The following is a 23096-nucleotide window of genomic DNA, read 5'->3' as shown; positions in this document are numbered from 1 at the left end:
CCCCGTTAACCTTGTTACAGATCACGCGTTGCCACATCAGACTTCCGGTGCGAAGCAGAACGCGATTTCGCTACAGCTTTCGCAGGAGGGCGAACGGCAGATCAACTCGCCCTCCTGCGCCAGACAAACCTGGCGGTAGAAAAACTTTTTCCAGCGCATATTTTTTGCATTCATGCCGATCAGCGGTTCAAAACAGGCCGCCATCAACTCGCGCAACTCCGCTCTCGACGCCAGCCCCAGATCCTGCCACAGATGATTAAACCCCATCGATGCACTGGCAATTAACGCATGCATCGGGACGGTGTCTGGCGTCATGTATTGCTCAAGCCAGCAGGCCAGTTGCTCACACTCCTGACGACGAGGCGTCAGTAAATGGCTCAGCAGCGCATCCTGCTGGCGTAAATGCGGCGAACGGGCGGTGTCTGATAATCCCACCCGTAACAGCAGGCTTTGCCAGGCGGCATCATCCAGATTCATTTGCGCCGGAAAACGGGCCAGACCGCGCAGATGATTGTCGACCAGACGGCGTAACCATGCTTCAGGCATCTGAATTGCGATCGTCATGCCACCCCCTGCTGACTGACCTCCGGTTGAATGCGCTGGGCGCGCCACTGTTCCAGCGTTTCCCGCACCGGCCGCCATGCGCCGTTGACGTCAGGTTCGATGCCTGCCGACTCCAGACGCTGCCACGGCGCCAAACCTATACGGGCGCAGAAGACGGCTTTGACATCCGCCAGCAGGGCAATCACCTGCTCCAACCGATCTTCCGGTTCCTGCTCTTCGCAATCGGCCGGCCCCTTGCAGTAACGCTGCGTGAAACGCTCGCCCAACGGAATGATGCCCGCACGGGAAATGCTGTAAATATGGAAGCGATCGACATGACCGAAATGCTGGTCGATAACGTCGCCCTGCCCGGTCGCCACCGCCACCAGACAGGCGTCTGGCTCCTCGGACTCCCCTTGCGACGCGATGCTGGCCTGAATGCTCGCCCGCCGAAATAGCGTGGTCAGTTTAGGCTCCTGCTGCTCAGGCAACGATGCCAGCGGAAACTCCTGGCTGCGATCGTCACCCAACATGCCGATGGCATCGGCGCGGCACTGCTGGCAGTGCGCCATCTGCGGCATATAGCGTCCACTGTGACTGCGGGCCTGACCCAACTCTTCCACACTGGGCTCGCGTACGCCTTCCAGACCAAACTTGGTGCCGTGTTCCGGTCTGGCAATCAGCGGCATCACGTTGTGCAGCACCGCGCCCCACTGACGAACCTGTAAACTGACTTCGCCGAGATGCGCCGCGTTAATTTCCGGGATCAGCACAGAATTCACTTTAACCATAATCCCGCGCTCGGCCAGCCGACGAATGCCCTCCCCCTGACGCTCTATCAGCAAGTCGGCGGCAATACGCCCGTGCAGCTTGTCTCCTTCATACCACAGGCCGTCATAAATTTTTTCGGCTATCACCGCATCGATCGCATTCACCGTCACCGTGACGTGATCGACCCCGAGATCAACCAGCCGATCGACCACATCGGGCAGCATCAGGCCGTTGGTCGACAGGCACAGTTTGATGTCCGGCATTTCCGTGCGTAGCCCCTCCAGCGTTTTGAAAGTACGGGCCAGATTAGCCAGCGGATCGCCGGGGCCGGCAATACCGATGACCGACAGTTGCGGGATTTGCGAGGCCACATACCTGGCTTTGGCGATCGCCTGCTCCGGCGACAGCAGCTCAGAGACAACGCCGGGCCGGGATTCGTTACTGCAATCATACTTGCGGTTGCAGTAATTGCATTGCAGGTTGCAGGCCGGCGCGACGGCCAGATGCATACGCGCATAGCGATGGTGCGCCAGCGGTGAATAGCACGGATGACGGGAAACTTTATCCGCCTGTAACGGCGTAAAATGTGCCGTGTTCATCGGCCCGCATGCGCGTTTGCCTGAAAATGACGCGTTGTTTTCCATATGCATAACCCCAGTAATGAGCGAACCTCAGCTTATTTTTGCAAACGCCATGCCGGGAAAAGGAAAATAAAAACTTTTTAATAAATAGATAGTTATCTGGTAGCCATCCTGCTTCATAACTGACATTGTCAGACAATGTATTGAATGCGACATCATGTCACATCCGCTGCATATTGATGTTCATGATCTGAATACGGTAGGCCACCTGCCGGGGCGTCATCCCCAATAAACGCGCCGCCTTGGCCTGCACCCAACCGGTACGCTCCAGCGCGGCGATCAATCTTTGCCGCTCGTCCTGTATGCTTTCAATACTCGGTTCGCCGCTGACGTTAGCGAGCGCATCGCTCGTTTTACCGCGGCTAAACGGCGCCAGCGAGTTCTCCTTGTAGTTGAACAGAATGACGTCCCGATCGATCAGGCCGTCTTCCGCCATCACCGCCGCACGCTCCAGACAGTTCTCCAGCTCGCGTACATTGCCGGGCCAGTCGTAGTTCATCAGCAACCTTAGCGCGCCGTCGCTGATATGCAGTTCCCGCCCTTGCCGCTTGCTCAGCTTCGTCAGCAGAAACTGCGCCAGATCCTGCACATCCTCAAGCCGTTCCCGTAGCGGCGGTAAAAAAATCGGCATCACGTTCAGACGATAATAGAGATCTTCGCGGAAGTTGCCGGCTCGCACCTCATCTTCCAGATTGCGGTTGGTGGCGGCGATAATGCGCACATCCACATGCAAGGTTTCGTCGCCGCCGACGCGCTCCATTTCCCCTTCCTGAAGAATGCGTAGCAGCTTGGCCTGGAAGGAGGCGCTGCTCTCGCCAATTTCATCCAGAAACAACGTTCCGCCATCCGCCAGTTCGAAACGTCCTTTACGCTGCTTAATTGCGCCGGTAAACGCCCCTTTCTCATGTCCGAACAGTTCGCTTTCCAGCAGTGAATCCGGTAAGGCGGCGCAGTTAAACTTCACAAACGGCGTGCCGGCGCGCGGTGAGTTGTAGTGAATGGCGTTGGCGATCATCTCTTTACCGGTGCCGCTCTCGCCGCGGATCAACACCGTGGTGTCCCAACGGGACACCTGACGCATCATGTCGAAAATATGCCGCATCGGCAGACTCTTGCCGACGATGTTGTCAAAACCATACTGTTGCTGAACTTTTCTGCGCAGACTGTCGCGCTCGGTTCGCAGCGCTTCGCTTTCCCCGGTGGCGTGGCTGACCAAACGAACCGTTTGCGCTATCAGGTTGGCCACCATTTCCAGAAAGCGGGTGCTGGAAGGCAGACGGTCTTCGTGCAGTTCCATCGGCTGAGCGGCTAACACGCCCAATGGCACCTCATCCGGCCCTGGGATGGGCACACAGATAAAAGGCAGGGCGTAATCATAAAGGTTGAGGCGATCCAGAAAGCGCGGATCGTCCGATACCCGGGGTAAAACCAGCGATGCGCGCTGGCTCATCACCGACCCTAAAATACCTTCGCCAACCCGATAGCGAATGCCCCGTCCCCCTTTAATAATCTGCGTATCCGCGCCCTGCAATGCCTCAATGAACAGCGCCGAGCGATCTTTATCAAACAGGCATACCATGCCGTATTGCATAAACGCGTGATCGTGCAGCGCCTGAATCATTGCCTCCAGCGTGTGGGGTAAATCCAGCGAATGGCTGAGCGCCACGCTGATTTTATGCAACGCGACAACCTGCTGTTGCAGGTCTAAGCGGCGGGTAACGCGTTCCGTGGTCGGAAAATGAGCCATTTTTTCATCCTCCCAAAGCGTCGGTATCGGTGAGGGATAAGCCGTCGAGCGGCAGAGCGAGCGTCATCCGCGTACTACCCGATGACAACGTCTCTATGCTGACCGTACCGTGCAACTGCGACATAATCATCTGAATCAGGCGCAATTCCATGCACTGTCCGGTGGCCAGAATTTCCACCATCGGATGCGGAGCGCGCAGTGCCGATGGCGACAGGTTATCGTAGACGGAAAAACACAGATGGCGGCATTGTTGCCGAGCTTGGATCTCAATCACCGCCTCATCTTTTCCTGACAGCGTCAGACAGCGATCGAGCCATAGGCTGAGCGCTGTGAGGATCAGCGTTCGCTGCCCGCGCAGCGTTAAATCCTCCGAAGAACAGGACCAGACCAATTTGCCCACCTTGTTCAGACGATATTGATAAAGCTCCGCGAGATCCATCAACATCCCCGCCACCGGCCAGCTATCCGCTAATTCATGATCCATTGAGGGACGGCAAGCCGTCAGACGCGCCAGCGCCTCTTTGCCTTCATTCCAGGCCGCGCGCAGGGCGACATTATCGGCATCAGGATTCAGCCGTAGCGCCGCAGACAGCATATTCAACGGGCAACTGAGTTGGATCAGCGCCGCGTCCAGCGTTTCCCGGATAGCCGCCATCATTTTATTGACGCTAATCTGGCGTTCGAGGTGGGTGCGGCGATCCTGAGTCATCTGCCGCTGTTGCTCGGTGCAGTCAACAATCACCACCAACTGCCGCGGCGGCGCGCTGTCGGTGAAATACAGGCTGGCTTCTTCATTAACCGCGTGCAGCGGCCAACAGCTGACCGAAAACCACCGTTGCGCGCCGCGAATGGTCAGCGGCAGCAACGGGGCCGGCGCGCAACGGTTCAAACCGTCCAGTAACGCCAGCGGCTCCTGACCCGCGCAGTCGGCGCTAAGGGTTTTATAAGCCAGATTATCCATCACGATTTTTTGCTGACTATCCACCACCACTACCGCCGCCGGAATATTATTCAGTACGGCGGATATCAGCGTCATCTGGTTACGTACCCGCTGCGCCAGCGCATAGCGCTCGCTGATATCCTTGTGCATGCCGAGATAATGTTCGATTTCGCCCTGCGCGTTGACGATGGGCGAAATCGTGATCTCCGCCAGATAAAGCGAGGAATCTTTCCGCCGGTTGATAAGTTGGCCGCTCCAGGCATTGCCGCCGGTGATCGTTTGCCACAGGGACTGATAAACCGATTCCGGCGTCTGGTGGCTGGAGAGCAGATTGTGGTTGGCGCCAATCAAGGTTTGCAGCGTATAGCCGCTCAGCTCGGCGAAGGCCGGGTTGGCGTAAACAATGTTGGCCTGCGGATCGGTAATGGAAATCGCCACTGAAGATTGCTCAACCGCAGTGTGGAATACTGCCGCATGCAGCCCCCTTCCCCCCAAAGATGATGTAATCAGTTGCACATCATCCAAGATTAATGATGAACTCATCCGGGCCCCTCCGGTTTGCATTGCGGATTCTGTCGGCTTCATGACAAATTGTCAGATTGCGGAACAGACATCGAACGACATGAAATAACCCTAGTGAAAGTGCAAGATTTGTTCCTCGTTGACAGAAAACAGCAAAAACCTTGATCCTGATAAGGGTTTTTCAGCCGAATAAGCGATTTCTCGTTGTCTGTGAGCTGTATCACATCGTTAACCTCCCTTCCTCTGCTCGCTTTTGGCGCAGCTTTTTGCACCCTGATTGCACATTTATTGACCTGAGCAAGCTGGCATGGCTTTCGCAATACTCCTTTGGCAATCATCACGTCTGGGGGAAAAATGAAAGAGATACTGTTAATCATGTTGGCCAATATTCTGGTAAATAATGTTGTACTGGCGCGCTTCCTGGGGCTTTGTTCCTTTATGGGCGTCACCAATCAGGTTCACGCCGCGATCGGTATATCCATCGCCACCACCGCGGTTATTACCCTGGCAGCCGGACTGAGCTGGATGGTTGACGCCTGGATCTTGCTGCCGCTCGACCTGGGCTATCTGCGGCTGTTGTCGGTTATTCTGGTGATCGCGTCGCTGGTTCAACTGATTGAAATGGTGATTGCGAAGTACAGCCCGACGCTCTACCGCACGCTGGGCATCTTTCTGCCCTTGATTACCACCAACTGCGCCGTGCTCGGTGTGGCGCTGTTGATCCTCCAGGAGCAACTCAGTTTCACCCACAGCGTACTGTTTGGATTCAGCGCGTCGCTGGGGTATTCGCTGGTGATGGTTATCTTTGCCGGTTTACGCGAACGGCAGGCCAGCGCATTGCCGCCGCTGCTATTTAAAGGCACGCCGCTCAACTTTATTACCGCCAGCATTCTGGCGCTGGCCTTTACCGGCTTTGCCGGTTTGTCCTCATAGGGAGACGGCGATGCTTTTACTTTCCTTACTCGTCATCCCGTTAATCTCCGCGATGATCGGCGCCTTGCTGGGCTATGCCGCTATCTACCTGAAAATAGACAGCGATCCGATGGTCGAGAGCATTGTGGCGATACTGCCGAGCGGACAGTGCGGGCAATGCGGCTACCCCGGCTGCCGGCCGGCCGCGATTGCCATCGCCAGCGGCGAAGCCGCGGTGACGATCTGCTCGCCCGGCGGAAACAGGGTTGCCCAGCGCATCGCGGCATTAATGGGGGTCAATCTGGATAACGACGGCACGCAAGGGCCGAAAGTGGCGGTGATCGCACCCCAAACCTGTGACGGCTGCGGCCGTTGCTTAAAACAATGTGCCTTTGACGCCATCATCGGCGCCACCCGGCAGTTGCATGGCGTGCTGAGTGAGGACTGTACCGGATGCGGCGCCTGCGTCGCCGCCTGCCCCAACAATTGTATCGATCTCCAGGCCGATCCTCATCTTACCCCCGCGATCGCCAAACCGGGGTTACCTTTACGGCAGGAGCCTGATTATGCTTAAAGCCCTCACCACGCCGCACGGCGGCATCCGTCCTTATAGCCACAAATCGTTAACCCGCGACCTGGCGATCCGGACTCTCGCCATGCCGGATAAACTGACCCTGCCGCTGCGCCAGCATACCGGAGCGCCGGCGCTTCCCGAAGTGAAAGTCGGTGACGCCGTCACTTCAGGCCAGCGTCTGGCCCGGCCGTTTGGCCGTATGTCGGCGCCGTTGCACAGTCCGGCGAGCGGCATAGTGACCGAGGTGGTTCCCGGCGAGTCCGGTTATATCCGGCTGCGGGTTTTACCCTCCCCGGCGAAAAGCATACGGCTGGAAACCCCGCCGGCCCCTTCCGCCGAACAGATGCTGTCGTTAATCGCGCAGGCGGGCATTGTGGGCATGGGCGGCGCGATGTTCCCGGCGGCGGATAAAATCCGGCTGGCGATGCGGCATAAAATCAACTATCTGATCATCAATGGCGGCGAGTGCGAGCCTTACATTACCGCCGACGAACGCATGATGCAGGAGCAGGCTGAATTTCTTATCGGCGGTATCCGTTATTTACAGGAGCTGACCAAAGCCCGTCATGTCTACATCGGCATCGAAGATAACAAAAGCGAGGCGATCCAGCGGCTTGACCGGCTGTGTCAGGATGAAACGGATATCGATGTGGTCGCCCTGCCTTCCCTCTACCCGATGGGTTCGGCCAAACAGTTGATTGAAGCGGTGACCGGCCGGCAAATCCCGCATAACAAACGCTCGCCTGAAATGGGGGTGCTGGTGCAGAACGTCGGCACCTGCATCGCCATTTTTCATGCCATCCGTTTTCGTCAGCCGTTGACCCACCGGGTCATCACCGTCAGCGGACGGGCGATTGAGCAACCCGGCAATCTGCTGGTGCCTATCGGCACGCCGATAAACGCCATCATCTCCGCCTGCGGCGGATTAAAAAGCACGCCGGCCAGAATAGTTCTAGGCGGGCCGATGATGGGCCGCGCCACCACCGATCTTATGGCGCCGATCACCAAAGGCACCAGCGGCCTGCTGCTGCTGACCGAAGATGAAATTCCCCAGCCGCACGCCAGCGCCTGCCTGCGCTGCGGTCGCTGCGTGGATGCCTGTCCGATGGGACTGCCCCCGCTAGCCATGCTGGCCGAGCTGAAAATGGATGCCTTGAATAACGCCCGGGATCTGGGGTTGAGCAGTTGTCTGCTGTGCGGCTCCTGCTCATGGGTGTGTCCCGCCGTGCTGCCGCTAACGCAGTTTTTTGACTGGGGACAACAGCAGCTCAGGCTGGAACAACGTCAGGAGCAAAAAATACAGCGCACCAGCGCCAACAGCCTGCGCCGACAGGAACGACTGGCTCGTGAAGCGGCGGAAAAAGCCGCGGCGAAAGCCGCCAAGCCATCGCGCCGCCGCGCTACCACACCCGATGCGCCGATGGAGGGTTCCGCATGCTGACATCACCTCACGTACATCAAGGGCTTAGCACCCAAAACCTGATGTATAAAGTTAATCTGGCGCTGCTGCCGGTGGTGCTGCTGGGCATTATCCAGTTTGGCGCCCCGGCGCTGATGCTGATGTTCACCAGCATTGTCACCGCCTTGCTGTGCGAAACGCTGTGCCTGCGGATAAACCCGGTAGCGCTCGGCCATGTGTTTGACGGCAGCGCGCTGCTGACCGCTCTGCTGTTTACCCTCAGCCTGCCGCCTCATGCGCCGCTGTGGCTGGGCGCATTCGGTTCCGCCGTGGCCATCCTGCTGGGTAAGCATATCTATGGCGGACTCGGCCAGAATCTGTTTAATCCCGCCATGCTGGCGCGCGTCGTGGTGTTGATATCCTTTCCGGTGCAAATGACCCATTGGGTCGTTCCCAGTGAATTCTGGCACGGCGCGGTGTATTCCCTGCATACCGACGGCACCACCAGCGCCACCCTGCTGGGCGCTTTCCGCGAACAGGCTCAAGCCGCTTTTTCATGGGAGAACGCCCTGCTCGGCACCCATAACGGCAGCTTTGGCGAAACCTCCACCTTGCTGCTGGCGCTAAGCGGACTGTGGTTATTACAGCAGCGGGTGTTCAGTTGGCATGCGCCGGTCGCCATGCTGGTTGGCTGCCTGCTTCCCGGCACAGTGCAGTGGCTTATCGCGCCGGAGACGATTTTGCCGCCCATGGCGCAACTGACCACCGGCGGGCTGATGCTGGGCGTGGTTTTCATTATCACCGATCCGGTGACCGGCCCCGGCAGCCCGCGAGGCCGCCTGTATTATGGCGCGCTGGCCGGACTGCTGGTCTGGGCTATCCGCAGCTTCGGCAACTATCCCGAAGGCGTCGCTTTCGCGGTGCTGCTGGTTAATGCCATTACGCCGCTGATAGATAGCTGGACCCGTCCGCGCGCCTACGGCTATCAAACGCAGAAGGAGAAATGATATGGCTTCTGCCTCTTACAACGGGCTGCGCTGGCCGCCACGCAGCCACCCGATCAACCTGAGTTTATTGCTCGGCACCTTTACCCTGTTGATCAGCCTGATGATCGGCGGCGTGTGGTGGGCCACCTATCAAGAAATTGAACTGCGTCATCAGGAAGACACCCAGCGTCAGCTGTCGGCCGTTTTCCCGCCGGCGCTGCACGATAATGTGCTCAGCGACAGTGAAATTACCCTGACATTGGAGGGGCAATCGGTACGGATTTATCGTGCCGCGCTGCGCGGTCAACCCAGCGGCGTGGTGATGTTTGGCGCCGAAAGAGGCTACAGCGGCGTCATCAGCCTGTTGATTGGCATTAACGCCGACGGCGAACTTACCGGCGTGCGAACCATCTCGCATACCGAAACGCCGGGACTGGGAGACAAAATCGAACTGAGCCACGGCGACTGGATCCTGGGTTTTAATGGTAAATCGCTGCAAAACACCACCGAGCAACAGTGGCGCGTCAAAAAAGACGGCGGCGAGTTTGATGCCTTTACCGGCGCCACCATTACCCCGCGCGCGGTGGTGAAAAGCGTTCATCAAACGCTGCTGTTGTTTCAACGTCACCGCGCGGCGTTGCTTGGCTTGAATGAGGAGAAACCCCATGAGTGAAATTACCGCGACCGCGCCGCCCGAGCGTCCCGCCTACCGGGACATTCTGGTCAGCGGGATTTGGACCAACAATATCACCTACGTGCAGATCCTCGGCCTGTGCCCGCTGATGGCCGTGACCACCACGGCGACCAATGGTTTCGGGATGGGGATGATGACCACCGCGGTGCTGGCCGGGGCAAATCTGCTGGTGTCGCTACTGCGGCATATCACCCCGCATCAGATCCGGATCCCGGTTTATATCCTGATCATTTCCAGCCTGGTGACGCTGCTTGATCTGTCAATGAACGCCTGGATGCACGATCTGCACAAAATCCTCGGGCTGTTTATCCCGCTGATTGTGGCGAACTGCGCCCTGCTCGGCCGGGCGGAATCCTTTGCCGCCCATAACCCGCCGTTTGCCGCCACGTTGGACGGCATGGCGACAGGACTCGGTTTTACCCTCGGAGTGACCTCGATGGGCGCGATCCGCGAAATCATCGGCAGCGGCACGCTGTTCAGCGGCGCCGAGCAGTTGCTGGGGCCGGCGTTCCATTTTCTGGAAATGCACCTGCTGCCGAACTATGACGGTTTCCTGCTGATGTTACTGCCGCCGGGCGGTTTTGTGGTGATGGGATTGGTGCTGGCGGCGATCCGCGGCGTCAAAGTATTGCGCTATGGTCGCGACGTATTGAAGAAAGAGGCGTCGGGTTCCGGCTGCGGCGCCGGATGCGGAGGGTGCCACGGATGAAATTCACCATTGCCCACGCCAACGGCGACGAGAGCCGCTGCATCGAAATGGAGATGCCCGAGCCCGTCACGTTGCGGCAGGCCTTTCTGGCCTCACCGCTACCGGCGCTGTATCCCGCGCTGGATCCGGACATTCACCGTATGGGGATTTATGGCCGTCTTTGTCCTGCCGACAGCCAAATTCACGAAGGCGATCGGGTAGAAATCTATCTGCCGATTGAACGTAACGCCGCGCAGGCGGACGACGATGAGTAATTTTTGTCTTAGGAGACTGTAACCATGAGCACTATCGGCATTTTTTTCGGAACTGACACCGGTAAAACCCGCAAGGTGGCTAAGCTTATCAAGCAAAAGCTGGGCGAACAGGCCGCTGAACCGGTGAATATCAACCGCGCCTCACTCAGCGATTTGCTGGCCTACGACACCTTGATTCTGGGCACCCCCACACTGGGCGACGGGCAACTTCCCGGTCTGGATGCGGAATGTATGAGCGAATCATGGGCGGAGTTCGCCGATGAATTGGCAAACGCCGATCTGAGCGGCAAAACCGTCGCCCTGTTCGGACTAGGCGATCAGGTCAGCTATCCCGATGCCTTTGTCAGCGCATTGGGCGAGCTGTACGACATCGTCAGCGAGGCCGGCGCCAACATCATCGGCACATGGCCGGCCGAAGGCTATACCTTCACCGACTCCGCGGCGTTGGAAAGCGGCAGCTTCGTCGGGCTGGTGTTGGATCAGGATAATCAGCAGGATCTGACGGAAGAACGCGTCACGCAGTGGGTCAGCGAGCTTCTGGCGACGATTTAATAGCAGGAAACGGTGTTCACAGTCTTGCCATCGCCGTCACTCTCCGCCACTCCGTTATACGCCTCTACCCGTCATCCCCGCAGCAGTAGGCGGGGATCTCTCGCTGGAACCGTCAACGGCTATCGGGATGATGCCTCATCGCGAAGGCGGGGAGGCGCGGGCTTAACCAACCCGATTTAACGCAAAATCTCCGCCAGCCACCGGCGCTGATACTGCTGACGGCGCGTTTCCCGCCACTGCTGGCGGATTTGCGCTAGCGCCTGTGTTTTGGGGAGTTCTCCGGCGGGCTGAATCGCTTGGCACCAGAGAATATGCAGACCCATCGGGCTTTCCACCACCGGGCTAAGCGCATCCGCCTCCAGTGAAAATAAGACCCTGTCCAGTTCAGGGTACAGCATTCCCGGCTTAACCCATCCCAACTTACCGCCTTCCAACGCCGTGGGGCACTCGGAAAAACGCTTCGCCAGCCGGGAGAAACGGCGAGGATCTATCTGTAACCGCCGTTGCAGCGTCGCCATTCTGTCCGCCACGCTATCGCGGCCGGAATCAGCCAGCGTTTCATCCACCACCAGTAATAAATGGTGCGCCAACCGCTTCTCCGGCTGCTGAAAACGAGACCTATTTTGCTGATACCCTGTCTCTATCTCGCTATCGCTGACCGGCGGCGCCCGATCCGCGACCGTTTCAAGCATCGCGGTTAACGTGGCCTCATGCGCCAGCGCCTGTCGCAGTCCGGTTTCATTAATACCCGCGCGTCTCAATGCATCATGCCAGGCTGGTTCATCATCGAAAAAAGTGCGCAGCACATACTGTGCGGTAATGATGCTTTGCTCATCCGCCCGTATACCCTGTTGTTTCGCCTGCGCCTGAATAGCGCTTTCCAGCCGCCACTGATGCGCCAACCGTTGGCTAAATTCGGCCTGCTGCGTTGACGTTAACTGCCACGGCAGACAGTGATAAAGCGATAAGGATAACTTGAGTTGGCAATAGCGTTGCCACATGGAGAAGATTTCCGTTTTACAGGCTGTCATGATCGAGGGCCTCCAAAGCGTATTCCGGCACCTGTAACAATGTGCCGCCGAACAGCACGATAAACTGCATCGGTTGTCTATCTCGTTCAACGCCCATAACCTGGCCGACCTCTCCGGCCTGTACCCGGATATGATGATCGGTAGCCAGAATCATGGCGGCGGAGACCCAATCGCCGTATTGGAAAACCCCATCGACCCACGGCGCCGAGGCGGGAAGCAGTTCGTGCTCGCGACATCCCACGATGCGATCGTCATCCAGAAAATGTACCTGATAGATAATATTGTCCTGCAAAAACGTGCCCCATTCCCGCACATAGCCCACCGTACCGCGCCGCACCAGTTGCTCACCGCGCGCCAGCGCCGGAAAAGTGCCGTCATTGCGCAGGGTACGGATCACCCGCACCGCTTCGCCAAATTCAAACCGGGGTTTCATCTATGCTCTCCTTCATCCAACAGCAGCCAGGGGATAAAACAGCGGGCGGTGCGTTGATACACTTTCAGCGGCGAGCGCTCCCGCAGTTCGCCGCCGACAACGTGCCAATAGCTTTCCCGCAACATCGATCGGACCTGTTCGAGCCGGTATCGCTGACGCTGTTGCGGCGCGAGATCCGGCTCATCATCGGGTTGATATCGCCGCAGCCGCAGGTTGAAAGCATGCAGAATATGCAGATGTTTAACCCGCACGCTCTGCTCATCAAATGCAATGGCGAAAAAGCGCAGAAAATCCTCGGCGCTCTCTAACTGGCTTACGCCGGGCAGTTCATCAAACCAGTCCATACTTATCCCCCTTAAGACCCTGTCTCTTAGCCACATTTTTATGCGGACTTATTTTTCAGGGAGTCCTCGGCCTTCAGACAACGTTAAGCGCCGTGGCCGGTGTGTCGCTTATCCCCCAATACAGACGGTAAAGCTCATCGCGGGTGGGACTGCGTTTATCGGTTTCCGCAAACGCGCGCAGCGCCTGCTGAAGCAGCGGAATTTGCGTCGCGCTCACCGGCAGCCCAAGCTGTGCGAACACCGCTTCCAGCGCCCGCCGGCCGGAATGTTTGCCCAACACCAGTTGATGTTCCCGCCCCAGCAACTGTGGCGGGATGCTCTGATAGCTCTCCACGCCCTGCAACAGACCGGCCACGTGTACGCCCGATTCATGAGTGAATACCCGATCGCCCACCAGCGGCTGCCGGTAAGGAATATTTTCCCCGGCGGCGGCGGCGACCTGTCGGCACAGGGCCGACAGTTGACGGGTATCAATCTGGCTGTCGCCCAGCTGCGTATGCGACAACCCCAGCACCACCTGTTCCAGCGCGGCGTTGCCCGCCCGCTCGCCCAATCCCAGAACGGTGGTGCTGACGTGCGTAGCGCCGGCGCGCACCGCCGCCAGCGTGTTTGCCGTCGCCATGCCAAAGTCGTTGTGGGCATGGATCTCCAATTCGCCCGGCCAATACCGCCGTAGCTGCCGGATCTGGCGCAGGGTCGAAAACGGATCGAGCAATCCCAGCGTATCGGCAAAGCGCATCCGGCGGGCGCCGGCGACGATCGCCACCTGCGCCACCGCCGCCAAATCCGCCTCACTGGCGCGTGAGGCGTCTTCACCGCCGACGCACACCTTAAGCCCCTGCGACAGGGCAAACGGGATCAGGTCGCTGAGCCGCCGCAGCATGTCGGCCCACGGCAGGCCGACTTTGAACTGCCGTAAACAGGCGGACACCGGCAGCGAAATATCGACCCAGTTCACCCCCAGCCGCGCCGCCTGCTGAATATCCTGTTCATTAAGCCGACACCAGGCCATCAGGCTGATATCCGGCAACGCCTGACGGATCTGATAAATGCGTGCGCACTCCTCTTCGCCCATCGCGGGCGTGCCAACCTCCAGCTCCGGTACGCCCGCCCGCGCCAGCGATTCGGCAATCGCCAATTTTTCACTGGCGCTGAAGGCCACGCCCGGACTTTGCTCGCCATCACGCAGCGTGGTGTCATTAATGACGATGGTTTTCATCGGCGGAATCTCCCCGGTTAACCCCAGGCGGGCGCGAATTCACCCGGTTTCCCCTGCTGCCAGTAAGGCGACAGCGCACGTAAACGGTCGATCACCGGCGGGATCTGTTCGAGTACGTAGTCGATCTCTTTTTCGCGCGTATAGCGCGATAGCGAAAAACGGATGCTGCCGTGCGCGGCGGTATAGGGAATGCTCATCGCCCGCATGACGTGGGAAGGTTCCAGCGAACCGGAGGTACAGGCGCTGCCGCTGGAAGCCGCAATCCCTGCCTGATTCAGCATCAGCAAAATGGCCTCCCCCTCGATAAATTCAAAGGCGATATTGAGCGTGTTCGGCGTGCGCGGCTGCCCGGCGCCCATCACCCGGGTGCCGGCGATGGTCTGCAACCCGGCTTCCAATTGGTCGCGCAGCGGAGCGATGCTGGCGTTCATCATCGGCAGGTGGATGGCGGCCAGTTCGCTCGCCATGCCCATACCGACGATACCGGCAATATTTTCCGTGCCCGCCCGCCGCCCGCGCTCCTGATGTCCGCCGCGCAATAGCGGACGAAAGCGCGTGCCGCGCCGCAGCCACAGGCAACCGGTGCCTTTCGGTCCGTGAATTTTATGCGCCGAACATGAGAGCATATCAATGGCTGAATCCGCCACCGAGACCGGTACTTTCCCCAGCGCCTGTACGGCATCGCAGTGAAACAAAATGCCCTGTTCGTGGGCCAGTTGCGCCATCTGTTCGACCGGAAACAGCACCCCGGTTTCGTTATTCGCCCACATCACGCTCACCAGCGCGACGCCGTCATGCAATAAGGCGCGGTAGACATCCAAATCCAGCGCGCCCTGTTCGTTTACCCCCAGCCGATGGATCTTATAGCCTTGCCGCTCCAAATGTTCACACACCTCCAGCGTAGCCGGGTGCTCCACCGCCGTGGTGATGATTTCACGCCGGGCGGGAAAGGCTTCCACCGCGGAGAGAATGGCGGTCGATGTCGCTTCGGTCGCGCAGGAGGTGAAGATAACTTCACTGTCGTGGCGCGCGCCCAGAAAACTGGCGACCTGCTCGCGCGCTTTGGCCAGCGCGCGACGGGAGGGTTCGCCAAAGTCATGAATCGACGACGGGTTGCCGTACTGATCCTGCAAAAACGGCAGCATGGCTTCCAGCACCATCGGATCCAGACGGGTAGTGGCGTTGTTATCCAGATAGATTGATTTCATATGCGCATTCCTTAAAGGTCAGAAGTCTGGAGAATGACCCCGGCGGCGGCGGGCGTATCGATAACCACGCGGATAACCACCCCCAGCCGTTCCAGCAGCTTCTGTTGCAGCCAGCCCAGCGTCATGTCGGTCATCATGCAGCCGTTGCAACTGCCGGACAGCGCGACGCGCACCTCATCGTCCGTTACCTTGACCAGCGTGATGTCGCCCCCGTCCATCTGGATATGCGGCCGCAGTCCGGCAATCACCTCTTCCACCGCCCGCCAGCGTTCGCTTTTCTCTTTTCCCTCCACCGCCGTCGGGTTATCGCCGGCGGCGGCTAAAATGGTGCTCAGCGCCTGCTCGATTTTTTCATGGCATGCCGTGCATCCGCCGCCGGCTTTGGTGTACTGAATGACCTCTTCCAGCGAGGTCAGCCCGTTGGTCAGCACCGCCCGTTTAATTTGCCCTTCGTCAACGGCAAAGCATTTGCAGATCAGCGCGCCCTCTTCGTGATCCTCATTCAGCGTTTCGCCGCGATAGTTGGCAATCGCCACCCGCAACGCTTCTTGTCCCATGACGGAACAGTGCATTTTCTCCGGCGGCAAGCCATCAAGATAATCGGCAATATCCCGGTTGGTCACCTGCGAGGCGGCGTCCAGCGTTTTACCGATAATCAGCTCGGTCAAGGCCGATGAAGAGGCGATGGCGCTGCCGCAGCCAAAAGTTTGAAATCCGGCTTCCTGAATCACTTCGCTATCGGGATCGACCCGCAACATCAACCGCAGGGCATCGCCGCAGCTGAGAGAACCGACATCGCCCACCGCATTCGCCTGTTCCACCACACGGGCGTTACGCGGATGAAAGAAATGCTCTTTTACCTTCTCAGAATAATTCCACATGCTCTCTTCTCCCGTTTGTTACGGCTCACGATCTTATAATGTCGCCACCGCGCACGACCCGTCTTCACAACGGCATCCCAGCGGCTGAAACTCCACCCAGATACCTTGCGTATCCGAGCTGATGCGCGCCTGATCCAACTGCCGCCAATGTTGCTCGGCGGCGAACAGCCGCAACCCGGCGATGTCATGGCATTCTTCGTACGGTAACGCCTGCGTCCGCCAGATCATCTGTAATGTCCAGCCGCGGCAGGCATCGCCCCTGACGACCAGCGCCAGTCCGGCGGTAGGCTGAGCGCGCTGCTGCTGGCGCCGCCTGAGTTGGTTTACGGTCATCGCATCGATATAGATCATGGTTTGGCTCCTGTACCTGACACTTATCGTTGAGCAAATGTGATGCCAGTCACAAAAATCTCTTTTATCAGTGAGATAGCGACGCAGGTGATTGTTGAGCTGTTGCATAAACGCCGGTAATTGTCGGTTTTGTCGCACAGCCGACACGTTTCACTGTTCGTCGTACCAGCTGCTTTCCTGCATCATGGCGTCAAAACGGTTGCTGTCTTTTTTCCGCAGGGATTTCCTGATCCGTCCCTCGTCGCACAACGCCTGCGCATCGGCCAGCAGCATGGCGATCGGGGTATTGTTGGCAACGTTCACCGCCCGCACCCCAATGGCCAGCAGTTGTCTGAACGCCGTATCGCCGATAGCCGTGCAGTAGAGGGTAAAACAACCTTCCACCGCGCTGATTCGGCTGAGCAGTTTATCTTCGCTGTGTCCGTGCAAGACGGTGAAATCAGCCACTTCCAGCAGTTGTACTTCATCACGACGGATGCCATAAATCGCCAGACGCGGCGATGAACCAAAATGCTGATCGACGACGCGTAAATCGACGCTGGCAAACGCGATGCGAATAATCCAGCTATCGACAGAGGGGATCGCCAACTGACGGGTTAAATGTCGCATGGCTTTATCTCCATGATGGGTTGCTGCGTAACGGCAGAGGGAAAAGCCTGCTTCAGCGGAGAGTGATAAACCGGGAGTTCGTGGTGCGCCTGGCGCATGGCATTCGCCAACTCAAACAGGGTATCGCGAATGCCGCCATAACCCTGCCGCAGACGGCGAAATTCGCCGATGCGATCGAACAGCGGAAAACCGATACGCACCAGCGGCAGATGGTATTTCTGCGCCAGCGACGCCGCATGCGAGTTGGCGCACAGCATATCCGCTGAGTGACATTGTAACTTATCGTCCATGTCTTCCAGATCGCCGATTTGCACCTCGGCGACGGGCAGTGAAGATAAACCGGGTTGGTTCGCCGGGGCGACCACACACGCGGGGCGGATCCCCTGACTGATGGCGAAATCCAGCCAGGCGGCCAGCAGATCGCCTTCTGCCGCAATCGCCAGCCGCTTGTCCTGTAACCAGACATGGGTATCAATCATCGCGTCCTGCAACTGACCGCGTTGACGGGCGATCCAGTTCGGCACCTCGCGGCCGGACAACTGGCGCAGATGATCGATAAACGCATCGCACTGGTCTAACGTCATCAAGTGCGGCAGCCAGAGCGATGGCGTATGGCTGCGGCTTTCCAGCAGGCGCGAGGCCCGCTGTAGCGATACCCCGATGGCCACGGTGGACGCGCTCTGCCCCATCTGTTCCAGCAGGCGCAGCGGCGTACCGCCCTGGGTCAAGGCGGAAAAATCACCCTCCGCCAGATGGCCGTCCAGCGACCCCGCCAGATCGGGCAGGATAATCGGTTGCAGGCCGAACGCCTCGACATAGCTGCGGATCTGTTCATGATCGCCGGGCGTCAGCATATGCCCCAGCAGCAGATTCACCCGCTTTTTGCGTATCACGCTGGCGGTCGGCAACGTCGGCACGCATTGTTCAATCACGCTTTCCAGCACGGTGGCATAGCCATTTTCCATCGATCCGTAAAAGTCCGGCGAACTGGCCGTGACCACGGCGACGGACTGATATTTGGGATAGCCTTCTCTGAACTGGCGTAAGGCAAACGCCAGATCCGTTCCCTGCGCCTCCGACAGACCGGTGCTCAGCACCACGATCACCTTCGGGTTATGGCGCTCGCACAGTAACGACAAGGCGGCCAGGATGTTATCGTTCGATCCCATGATGGTGGTGACCGGATCCATCGCGGTGGTTTGCAGGGGGATCGGGTCGTGGAAGTGCTGAATGAAAAACACTTTGGCAAATGCGCTGCACCCCTGGGCGCCATGCACCAACGGGATACCCCCCTCCAGCCCCATGCTGGCTAAAATAGCCCCCAGCGGCTGCCCGCTTTTAATCGGGCTGGTCGCCAGTGGTTTTGCCGATTTTAAAACCTGCGCCATTACGCTTCTCCTTCCTCAGATATGCCAGGGTGCCCGGCGATTCACCTGCGGCCAGATTGGACTTTCCAGCGTCAGGCAAAGCTGACGGGCCAGCGCGACAATGCCCTGATAACCGGCAAAGGCGTGTTCCCGTTCTTGATTGATATCCAGAAATGGCAGGCGGGCTTTATAGGCGGTGTACATGTTGCGCCCGCCGGCAATCATGATGTCGGCGTTATAGCGATAGGCCGTATCCAGCAGCAGGCGGGCGTTGCCGTCTTCCAGCATCACGGCGTCATCGCCCATCAGTTCGCGGATGCGCGCCTTATCTTCTTCGGTGGATTTTTTGGTTCCGGTCGCCACCACCTCAAGGCCCAGATCCTGTAGCGCAGACACCACCGACCATGACTTTACGCCGCCGGTGTACAGCAACGCGCGCTTGCCTTGCAGCCGCTGACGGTAGGGTTCCAGCGCCAGGCCGGCGGCCCGCTCTTCCTGTTCGATAAGCTTTTCGGTTCTTGCCTGCAAATCCGCATCGTTCAGCAACCCCGCCAGCGTGCGCAGCGAGGATGACATCTCGCGGATGCCGTAAAAGCTGCCTTCAAACCACGGCGTGCCATAGTGAATTTCGAGATGGCGGGCCACGTTAATCAACGCCCGGGAACACACCAACATATTGACTTCGGTGCGGTGCAACGTCTGAAGCTCGGCAAAGCGGGCATCGCCGGAAAGGCTGCCCAGCACGCGGATCCCCAATCGATCCAGCAGCGGCAATACATGCCAGAACTCGCCGGCGATGTTGTACTCGCCAATCAGACCGATGCTGTGTCCCTGCGCTTCCGGGATGGCGAAGTCCTCCGGCCAGGGGGCGGGTTCCCGGCCGCCGATCACCTTTTTCGCCATAATATCGCCGGCAATGCGGTTACCCAGATTCTTACTGCCGTAAAATCCGGCGGCATCGATAGCGATAACCGGAACATGGTTGACCTGCTCCGCCGCCCGGCACACCGCTTCTATATCGTCCCCCTCCATGGCCGGGACGCAGGTGTTGTAGATAAACACCGCCGCCGGACGGTAGCGCTCGACGATATGGCGCACTGCATGAAACAGGCGTCGCTCGCCGTGTCCCATGATCACGTCCTGCTCGCTCATATCGGTGGTAAACCCCAGCCGATTAATCTGCGGCCCGGAGCTGTGGCTGCCGCGGTTATCCCAGGAACTGCCCGCACAGCCAATCGGGCCATGCACCAGATGGGCGACATCGGCAATCGGCAACAGGGTGATTTGCGCGCCGTCAAATGCGCAGCCTCCCGCCGCCGAACCGGGTTTGGGGGCGCTACAGCCGGTTTTATGACCGCCATTATGATCACAGGCCGGCTGATCCATTAATGCCACAATTTCACTCTTTCTCATCACTCACCTCGGCACCGTTAATGTGGCTCCATCATCCCTGCTGCAATTGGCGAGCCAGAAATTAATTATTTGATTTTTAATCATTTATCATTGTCGTTTGTGCGACAAAACCAACAATGATTGTCAGGCGGGCAGACGGAATCAAGGACTTAACGGCGCAACAACGGTGAGCAAAATTCAAAGTAAGCGCTATGCTTTTATCGCTATCTATAGATTAATTACCAGGACACATTGTCATGCAGGACTATGCAACCCCCCCAACTTCCTCCGTTAATTCTCAGACGCTTATTCGCACCCTAACCAGCATTGTCGGACAATCCCATATCCTTACCGATGAGCATAAAACCGAGCGCTATCGTAAAGGATTCCGTTCGGGTCAGGGCGATGCGCTGGCCGTGGTGTTCCCCGCGTCACTGCTGGAACAGTGGAAAGTGTTCAAAGCCTGTATCGAGGCCGGCCGTATCGTACTGATGCAGGCGGCCAATACCGGTCTGACGGAAGGTTCGACGCCGAGCGGCGATGGCTACGACCGTGAAATCGTGATTATCAATACCTTGCGGCTGGATAAGGTTCAATTACTGGACGGCGGCAAGCAGGTTGTGGCGCTGCCGGGCAGTACCCTGTGGCACCTGGAGCGGGTGCTGAAGCCGCTGGGACGCGAACCGCATTCGGTGATCGGCTCTTCCTGCATCGGCGCGTCGGTGATCGGCGGTATCTGCAACAACTCCGGCGGTTCGCTGGTGCACCGCGGCCCGGCCTATACCGAAATGGCGCTTTACGGACGAGTGAATGAACAGGGACAGGCGGAATTGATTAACCATCTGGGGATCAAGCTGGGAAATACCCCGGAAGAGATCCTGACCCGTCTGGAGTCAAAGCAATACCGCGCTCAGGATGTGATCCACGACGAGCGGCAGGCGTCCGACCATGAATATGCCGAACGTATCCGTGATGTGGACGCGGACACGCCGTCACGCTTTAACGCCGATGAACGCCGTTTGTTTGAGGCCGCGGGCTGCGCCGGGAAGCTGGCGGTTTTCGCCGTCCGTCTGGATACCTTCCCGGCGCAAAAGTCGCAGCAGGTGTTCTATATCGGCACCAATCAGCCGCAGGTGTTGACCGAACTGCGTCGTCATATTCTCGCCAACTTTAAAAACCTGCCGGTGGCGGGTGAATATCTGCACCGCGATATGTTCAATATGGCCGAAATTTACGGTAAAGACACGTTCATCATGATCGACAAGCTGGGCACCGATAAAATGCCGATGTTCTTTAATCTGAAAGGACGGATGGACGCGATCTTCGGTAAAGTGCCCTTTCTGCCGTCACATTTGGTGGATCGCACCATGCAGTTACTCAGCCGCCTGCTGCCTTCACACCTGCCTGATCGGCTGAAAGCCTATCGCGATCGCTTTGAACATCACCTGATGCTGAAAATGGCCGGCGACGGCATTGAAGAGGCTCGTCAGTGGCTGGAGCAGTATTTCCGCGAGGCCGACGGCGAATTTTTTGTCTGTACGCAGAAAGAAGGCGCCAAAGCTTTTCTGCACCGCTTTGCGGCGGCCGGGGCGGCGATCCGCTACCATGCGGTACACAGCAAAGAAGTGGAAAACATTTTGCCGCTGGATATCGCCCTGCGGCGTAACGATCACGAATGGTTTGAGCACCTGCCGGCGGAGTTTGATGACATGCTGGAACACCGTCTGTATTACGGTCACTTCATGTGCTACGTCTTCCATCAGGATTACATCGTGAAGAAAGGCGTCGATGTGCATAAGCTGAAAGAGAAAATGCTGGCCCTACTCGACCAACGCGGCGCGGAGTATCCGGCCGAGCATAACGTCGGGCATCTGTACCAGGCTAAGCCTCAACTTAAAGCGTTTTATCAGCACAACGATCCGACCAATAGCCTCAACCCGGGAATTGGCAAAACCTCGAAGCTGAAAAACTGGGGCTGCGACTGCGGCGACAGCCATCGCTAATCCCCCTGAGGGGCACGCTCCGTGCCCCTCAGGTCGCAGATTAAAAGCCGAACTGCCGCTGTTGCAACGGATTGTCTTTGCCCAGCCGTTTTGCCAGCCAGGGCGGCATATGCTCGCTAATCATCCCTTGCAGCGCCCGTAATTGCTCGTCAATGGTGGTGGCCGCCGGCACCTTGATCGGGTGGATATTATGCCGGATCACCTTGGCCGCCGCCGGCCCGCCGATCGATTCGCAAAACAGCAGATGACAATCGGTCAGCAGCCGCAGCCGTCCTTCGTTTCCGTCTTCTCCCTCCTGCGGCTGATAACGGCGTAATCCGCTGAGAAACGGTCCCTGCCGATCCCAGGCGTAAATAAAAAACAGGCGGCACTGACCGAAGTGGCCGTTAACCGTCAGACCGTTGCTGGAAGCGAACGCCACCTGTAGCTGTTGCCCCTGCTTGCGCTCGGATTGCGCGGTCAAATGGGGGGGAAGATTACCGTGCAGGCAATCCATGATTTGCTGCCAGCGGGCTACGCTCAGCGCAGCCTTATCCAAAGGGAGATGGCGGGATAATTCGTCAAGCGACAGTGCGGACAGGCGCTCCAGCGTCAGCGCCTCGTCGCAGGTGGTTTCCAGCCAGTTAATCAACGTTGCGGGTGCAATTTCCGGCAGCAGTTGCGCCAGGGCGAATAGCCGCCAGAAAAGTAAATCGTCCCGAGTCAGGCTCATGAGCATCTCCGGTAGTTGTGGTGTTCGAAAGGCCGTAGGCAGCCGTTAACCTTCACATTTCTTCGCCCGTAAGGTGACGGGAAACGTGGGTTTTTCCGTTAACGGCGTAACAAACCAGTCTTGTCCCCCTTCCAGTTGGATCCGCCCGCCCCAGCAGTCGGGCCGGTCGAACTCCAGAAACGTGACTCTGGCTTCCAGATCTTTTTTGGCAATATAGCAATGGATGCCGTCAGCAAGCTGACGAAGAATGATACTGGCCATACGTCCTCCGGTGGATCGGAAAAAACCGTGCCGCCTTTGGG

The 23096-nt window shown here is 58.2% G+C and carries 25 protein-coding genes; 9 read left to right on the top strand and 16 right to left on the bottom strand.

The window, feature by feature from the left end:
* Positions 1-36: 36 nt before the first annotated feature.
* From HOY33_RS00220 to nifL, 4 genes are all read right to left on the bottom strand, one after another.
* Complete coding sequence (locus HOY33_RS00220) at positions 37-564, bottom strand: nitrogen fixation protein NifQ (RefSeq protein WP_172287560.1); 528 nt, start codon at positions 562-564, stop codon at positions 37-39.
* Positions 561-1958 carry a nitrogenase cofactor biosynthesis protein NifB gene (nifB, locus tag HOY33_RS00215; RefSeq protein WP_172287558.1) on the bottom strand — a complete coding sequence of 466 codons (1398 nt, stop codon included), beginning with the start codon at positions 1956-1958 and terminating at the stop codon, positions 561-563. The genes HOY33_RS00220 and nifB overlap by 4 nt, the downstream gene beginning before the upstream one ends.
* Positions 1959-2115: 157 nt before the next feature.
* Positions 2116-3702: a nif-specific transcriptional activator NifA gene (nifA, locus tag HOY33_RS00210; protein WP_172287556.1), complete on the bottom strand. Its 1587-nt coding sequence runs from the start codon at positions 3700-3702 to the stop codon at positions 2116-2118.
* 4 nt (positions 3703-3706) lie between these two features.
* Positions 3707-5185, bottom strand: coding sequence for a nitrogen fixation negative regulator NifL (nifL, locus tag HOY33_RS00205; protein WP_172287554.1), 1479 nt, complete (start codon positions 5183-5185; stop codon positions 3707-3709).
* Positions 5186-5518: 333 nt separating this feature from the next.
* Here nifL and rsxA point away from each other — a divergent pair, with 333 nt between their 5' ends.
* The 8 genes from rsxA to HOY33_RS00165 are packed head-to-tail and all read left to right on the top strand — an operon-like array spanning position 5519 to position 11244.
* The gene (gene rsxA, locus HOY33_RS00200) at positions 5519-6097 is read left to right on the top strand and encodes an electron transport complex subunit RsxA (protein WP_172287552.1); all 579 of its coding nucleotides are present in this window, start codon (positions 5519-5521) and stop codon (positions 6095-6097) included.
* 10 nt (positions 6098-6107) lie between these two features.
* Positions 6108-6650: an RnfABCDGE type electron transport complex subunit B gene (locus HOY33_RS00195; protein WP_172287550.1), complete on the top strand. Its 543-nt coding sequence runs from the start codon at positions 6108-6110 to the stop codon at positions 6648-6650.
* Entirely contained in the window at positions 6643-8091 is a 1449-nt protein-coding gene (gene rsxC, locus HOY33_RS00190; protein WP_172287548.1) for an electron transport complex subunit RsxC, read from the top strand. Before HOY33_RS00195 ends, rsxC begins: the two co-directional genes overlap by 8 nt.
* A complete protein-coding gene (locus HOY33_RS00185) occupies positions 8085-9056 on the top strand; it encodes an RnfABCDGE type electron transport complex subunit D (RefSeq protein WP_172287546.1) in 972 nt (323 codons plus the stop codon). Before rsxC ends, HOY33_RS00185 begins: the two co-directional genes overlap by 7 nt.
* Position 9057: 1 nt before the next feature.
* Positions 9058-9708, top strand: a complete 651-nt coding sequence (gene rsxG, locus HOY33_RS00180) for an electron transport complex subunit RsxG (protein ID WP_172287544.1) — start codon at positions 9058-9060, stop codon at positions 9706-9708.
* The gene (locus tag HOY33_RS00175) at positions 9701-10438 is read left to right on the top strand and encodes an electron transport complex subunit E (RefSeq protein ID WP_172287543.1); all 738 of its coding nucleotides are present in this window, start codon (positions 9701-9703) and stop codon (positions 10436-10438) included. Before rsxG ends, HOY33_RS00175 begins: the two co-directional genes overlap by 8 nt.
* Complete coding sequence (locus tag HOY33_RS00170) at positions 10435-10692, top strand: RnfH family protein (protein ID WP_172287541.1); 258 nt, start codon at positions 10435-10437, stop codon at positions 10690-10692. Before HOY33_RS00175 ends, HOY33_RS00170 begins: the two co-directional genes overlap by 4 nt.
* A 24-nt stretch (positions 10693-10716) precedes the next feature.
* Positions 10717-11244, top strand: a complete 528-nt coding sequence (locus tag HOY33_RS00165) for a flavodoxin (protein ID WP_172287540.1) — start codon at positions 10717-10719, stop codon at positions 11242-11244.
* 176 nt (positions 11245-11420) lie between these two features.
* On the opposite strand, the gene nifM is transcribed toward HOY33_RS00165, so the two are convergent.
* The 10 genes from nifM to nifE form a co-directional block, all read right to left on the bottom strand.
* Positions 11421-12275: a nitrogen fixation protein NifM gene (nifM, locus tag HOY33_RS00160; protein WP_172287538.1), complete on the bottom strand. Its 855-nt coding sequence runs from the start codon at positions 12273-12275 to the stop codon at positions 11421-11423.
* Entirely contained in the window at positions 12262-12708 is a 447-nt protein-coding gene (locus tag HOY33_RS00155; RefSeq protein ID WP_172287537.1) for a nitrogen fixation protein NifZ, read from the bottom strand. The genes nifM and HOY33_RS00155 overlap by 14 nt, the downstream gene beginning before the upstream one ends.
* Positions 12705-13052: a nitrogenase-stabilizing/protective protein NifW gene (locus HOY33_RS00150; protein WP_172287535.1), complete on the bottom strand. Its 348-nt coding sequence runs from the start codon at positions 13050-13052 to the stop codon at positions 12705-12707. Before HOY33_RS00150 ends, HOY33_RS00155 begins: the two co-directional genes overlap by 4 nt.
* Before the next feature lie 73 nt (positions 13053-13125).
* The gene (nifV, locus tag HOY33_RS00145) at positions 13126-14271 is read right to left on the bottom strand and encodes a homocitrate synthase (RefSeq protein ID WP_172287534.1); all 1146 of its coding nucleotides are present in this window, start codon (positions 14269-14271) and stop codon (positions 13126-13128) included.
* A gap of 17 nt (positions 14272-14288) precedes the next feature.
* On the bottom strand, positions 14289-15479 hold the full coding sequence (gene nifS, locus HOY33_RS00140; RefSeq protein WP_172287532.1) for a cysteine desulfurase NifS: 1191 nt from the start codon (positions 15477-15479) through the stop codon (positions 14289-14291).
* 11 nt (positions 15480-15490) lie between these two features.
* Positions 15491-16360 (bottom strand): Fe-S cluster assembly protein NifU, encoded by an 870-nt coding sequence (gene nifU / locus HOY33_RS00135; protein ID WP_172287530.1) that lies wholly within the window; start codon positions 16358-16360, stop codon positions 15491-15493.
* 33 nt (positions 16361-16393) lie between these two features.
* Positions 16394-16711, bottom strand: a complete 318-nt coding sequence (locus tag HOY33_RS00130; protein WP_172287529.1) for a hypothetical protein — start codon at positions 16709-16711, stop codon at positions 16394-16396.
* A gap of 150 nt (positions 16712-16861) precedes the next feature.
* Positions 16862-17320 (bottom strand): NifB/NifX family molybdenum-iron cluster-binding protein, encoded by a 459-nt coding sequence (locus HOY33_RS00125; RefSeq protein WP_172287527.1) that lies wholly within the window; start codon positions 17318-17320, stop codon positions 16862-16864.
* Positions 17308-18708, bottom strand: a complete 1401-nt coding sequence (gene nifN / locus HOY33_RS00120) for a nitrogenase iron-molybdenum cofactor biosynthesis protein NifN (RefSeq protein WP_172287526.1) — start codon at positions 18706-18708, stop codon at positions 17308-17310. Before nifN ends, HOY33_RS00125 begins: the two co-directional genes overlap by 13 nt.
* Before the next feature lie 15 nt (positions 18709-18723).
* The gene (nifE, locus tag HOY33_RS00115) at positions 18724-20100 is read right to left on the bottom strand and encodes a nitrogenase iron-molybdenum cofactor biosynthesis protein NifE (protein WP_172287524.1); all 1377 of its coding nucleotides are present in this window, start codon (positions 20098-20100) and stop codon (positions 18724-18726) included.
* 236 nt (positions 20101-20336) lie between these two features.
* Here nifE and dld point away from each other — a divergent pair, with 236 nt between their 5' ends.
* Positions 20337-22082 (top strand): D-lactate dehydrogenase, encoded by a 1746-nt coding sequence (dld, locus tag HOY33_RS00110; protein ID WP_172287523.1) that lies wholly within the window; start codon positions 20337-20339, stop codon positions 22080-22082.
* Between the two features lie 40 nt (positions 22083-22122).
* Here the strand turns inward: dld and HOY33_RS00105 are convergent, their stop codons facing one another.
* Complete coding sequence (locus HOY33_RS00105; protein WP_172288750.1) at positions 22123-22788, bottom strand: NifB/NifX family molybdenum-iron cluster-binding protein; 666 nt, start codon at positions 22786-22788, stop codon at positions 22123-22125.
* A gap of 51 nt (positions 22789-22839) precedes the next feature.
* A complete protein-coding gene (gene nifT, locus HOY33_RS00100) occupies positions 22840-23055 on the bottom strand; it encodes a putative nitrogen fixation protein NifT (protein WP_172287521.1) in 216 nt (71 codons plus the stop codon).
* Positions 23056-23096: the final 41 nt, after the last annotated feature.

Source organism: Brenneria sp. hezel4-2-4 (genome assembly GCF_013155275.1).
Lineage (GTDB): Bacteria > Pseudomonadota > Gammaproteobacteria > Enterobacterales > Enterobacteriaceae > Brenneria.
This window is presented reverse-complemented; position numbering and strand designations above follow the sequence as displayed.

Bases quoted from the DNA above. Each gene is read 5' to 3' on its own strand.
- HOY33_RS00185 (WP_172287546.1), top strand. From the start codon at position 8,085: ATGCTGACATCACCTCACGTACATCAAGGGCTTAGCACCCAAAACCTG.
- HOY33_RS00165 (WP_172287540.1), top strand. From the start codon at position 10,717: ATGAGCACTATCGGCATTTTTTTCGGAACTGACACCGGTAAAACCCGC.
- nifE (WP_172287524.1), bottom strand. From the start codon at position 20,100: ATGAGAAAGAGTGAAATTGTGGCATTAATGGATCAGCCGGCCTGTGAT.
- nifV (WP_172287534.1), bottom strand. From the start codon at position 14,271: ATGAAAACCATCGTCATTAATGACACCACGCTGCGTGATGGCGAGCAA.
- rsxA (WP_172287552.1), top strand. From the start codon at position 5,519: ATGAAAGAGATACTGTTAATCATGTTGGCCAATATTCTGGTAAATAAT.
- HOY33_RS00195 (WP_172287550.1), top strand. From the start codon at position 6,108: ATGCTTTTACTTTCCTTACTCGTCATCCCGTTAATCTCCGCGATGATC.
- HOY33_RS00125 (WP_172287527.1), bottom strand. From the start codon at position 17,320: ATGCGACATTTAACCCGTCAGTTGGCGATCCCCTCTGTCGATAGCTGG.
- HOY33_RS00130 (WP_172287529.1), bottom strand. From the start codon at position 16,711: ATGATCTATATCGATGCGATGACCGTAAACCAACTCAGGCGGCGCCAG.
- HOY33_RS00155 (WP_172287537.1), bottom strand. From the start codon at position 12,708: ATGAAACCCCGGTTTGAATTTGGCGAAGCGGTGCGGGTGATCCGTACC.
- nifT (WP_172287521.1), bottom strand. From the start codon at position 23,055: ATGGCCAGTATCATTCTTCGTCAGCTTGCTGACGGCATCCATTGCTAT.
- nifB (WP_172287558.1), bottom strand. From the start codon at position 1,958: ATGGAAAACAACGCGTCATTTTCAGGCAAACGCGCATGCGGGCCGATG.
- nifN (WP_172287526.1), bottom strand. From the start codon at position 18,708: ATGGCGCAGGTTTTAAAATCGGCAAAACCACTGGCGACCAGCCCGATT.
- HOY33_RS00220 (WP_172287560.1), bottom strand. From the start codon at position 564: ATGACGATCGCAATTCAGATGCCTGAAGCATGGTTACGCCGTCTGGTC.
- nifU (WP_172287530.1), bottom strand. From the start codon at position 16,360: ATGTGGAATTATTCTGAGAAGGTAAAAGAGCATTTCTTTCATCCGCGT.
- nifL (WP_172287554.1), bottom strand. From the start codon at position 5,185: ATGAGTTCATCATTAATCTTGGATGATGTGCAACTGATTACATCATCT.
- HOY33_RS00170 (WP_172287541.1), top strand. From the start codon at position 10,435: ATGAAATTCACCATTGCCCACGCCAACGGCGACGAGAGCCGCTGCATC.
- nifM (WP_172287538.1), bottom strand. From the start codon at position 12,275: ATGACAGCCTGTAAAACGGAAATCTTCTCCATGTGGCAACGCTATTGC.
- rsxG (WP_172287544.1), top strand. From the start codon at position 9,058: ATGGCTTCTGCCTCTTACAACGGGCTGCGCTGGCCGCCACGCAGCCAC.
- HOY33_RS00175 (WP_172287543.1), top strand. From the start codon at position 9,701: ATGAGTGAAATTACCGCGACCGCGCCGCCCGAGCGTCCCGCCTACCGG.
- nifS (WP_172287532.1), bottom strand. From the start codon at position 15,479: ATGAAATCAATCTATCTGGATAACAACGCCACTACCCGTCTGGATCCG.
- HOY33_RS00150 (WP_172287535.1), bottom strand. From the start codon at position 13,052: ATGGACTGGTTTGATGAACTGCCCGGCGTAAGCCAGTTAGAGAGCGCC.
- nifA (WP_172287556.1), bottom strand. From the start codon at position 3,702: ATGGCTCATTTTCCGACCACGGAACGCGTTACCCGCCGCTTAGACCTG.
- dld (WP_172287523.1), top strand. From the start codon at position 20,337: ATGCAGGACTATGCAACCCCCCCAACTTCCTCCGTTAATTCTCAGACG.
- rsxC (WP_172287548.1), top strand. From the start codon at position 6,643: ATGCTTAAAGCCCTCACCACGCCGCACGGCGGCATCCGTCCTTATAGC.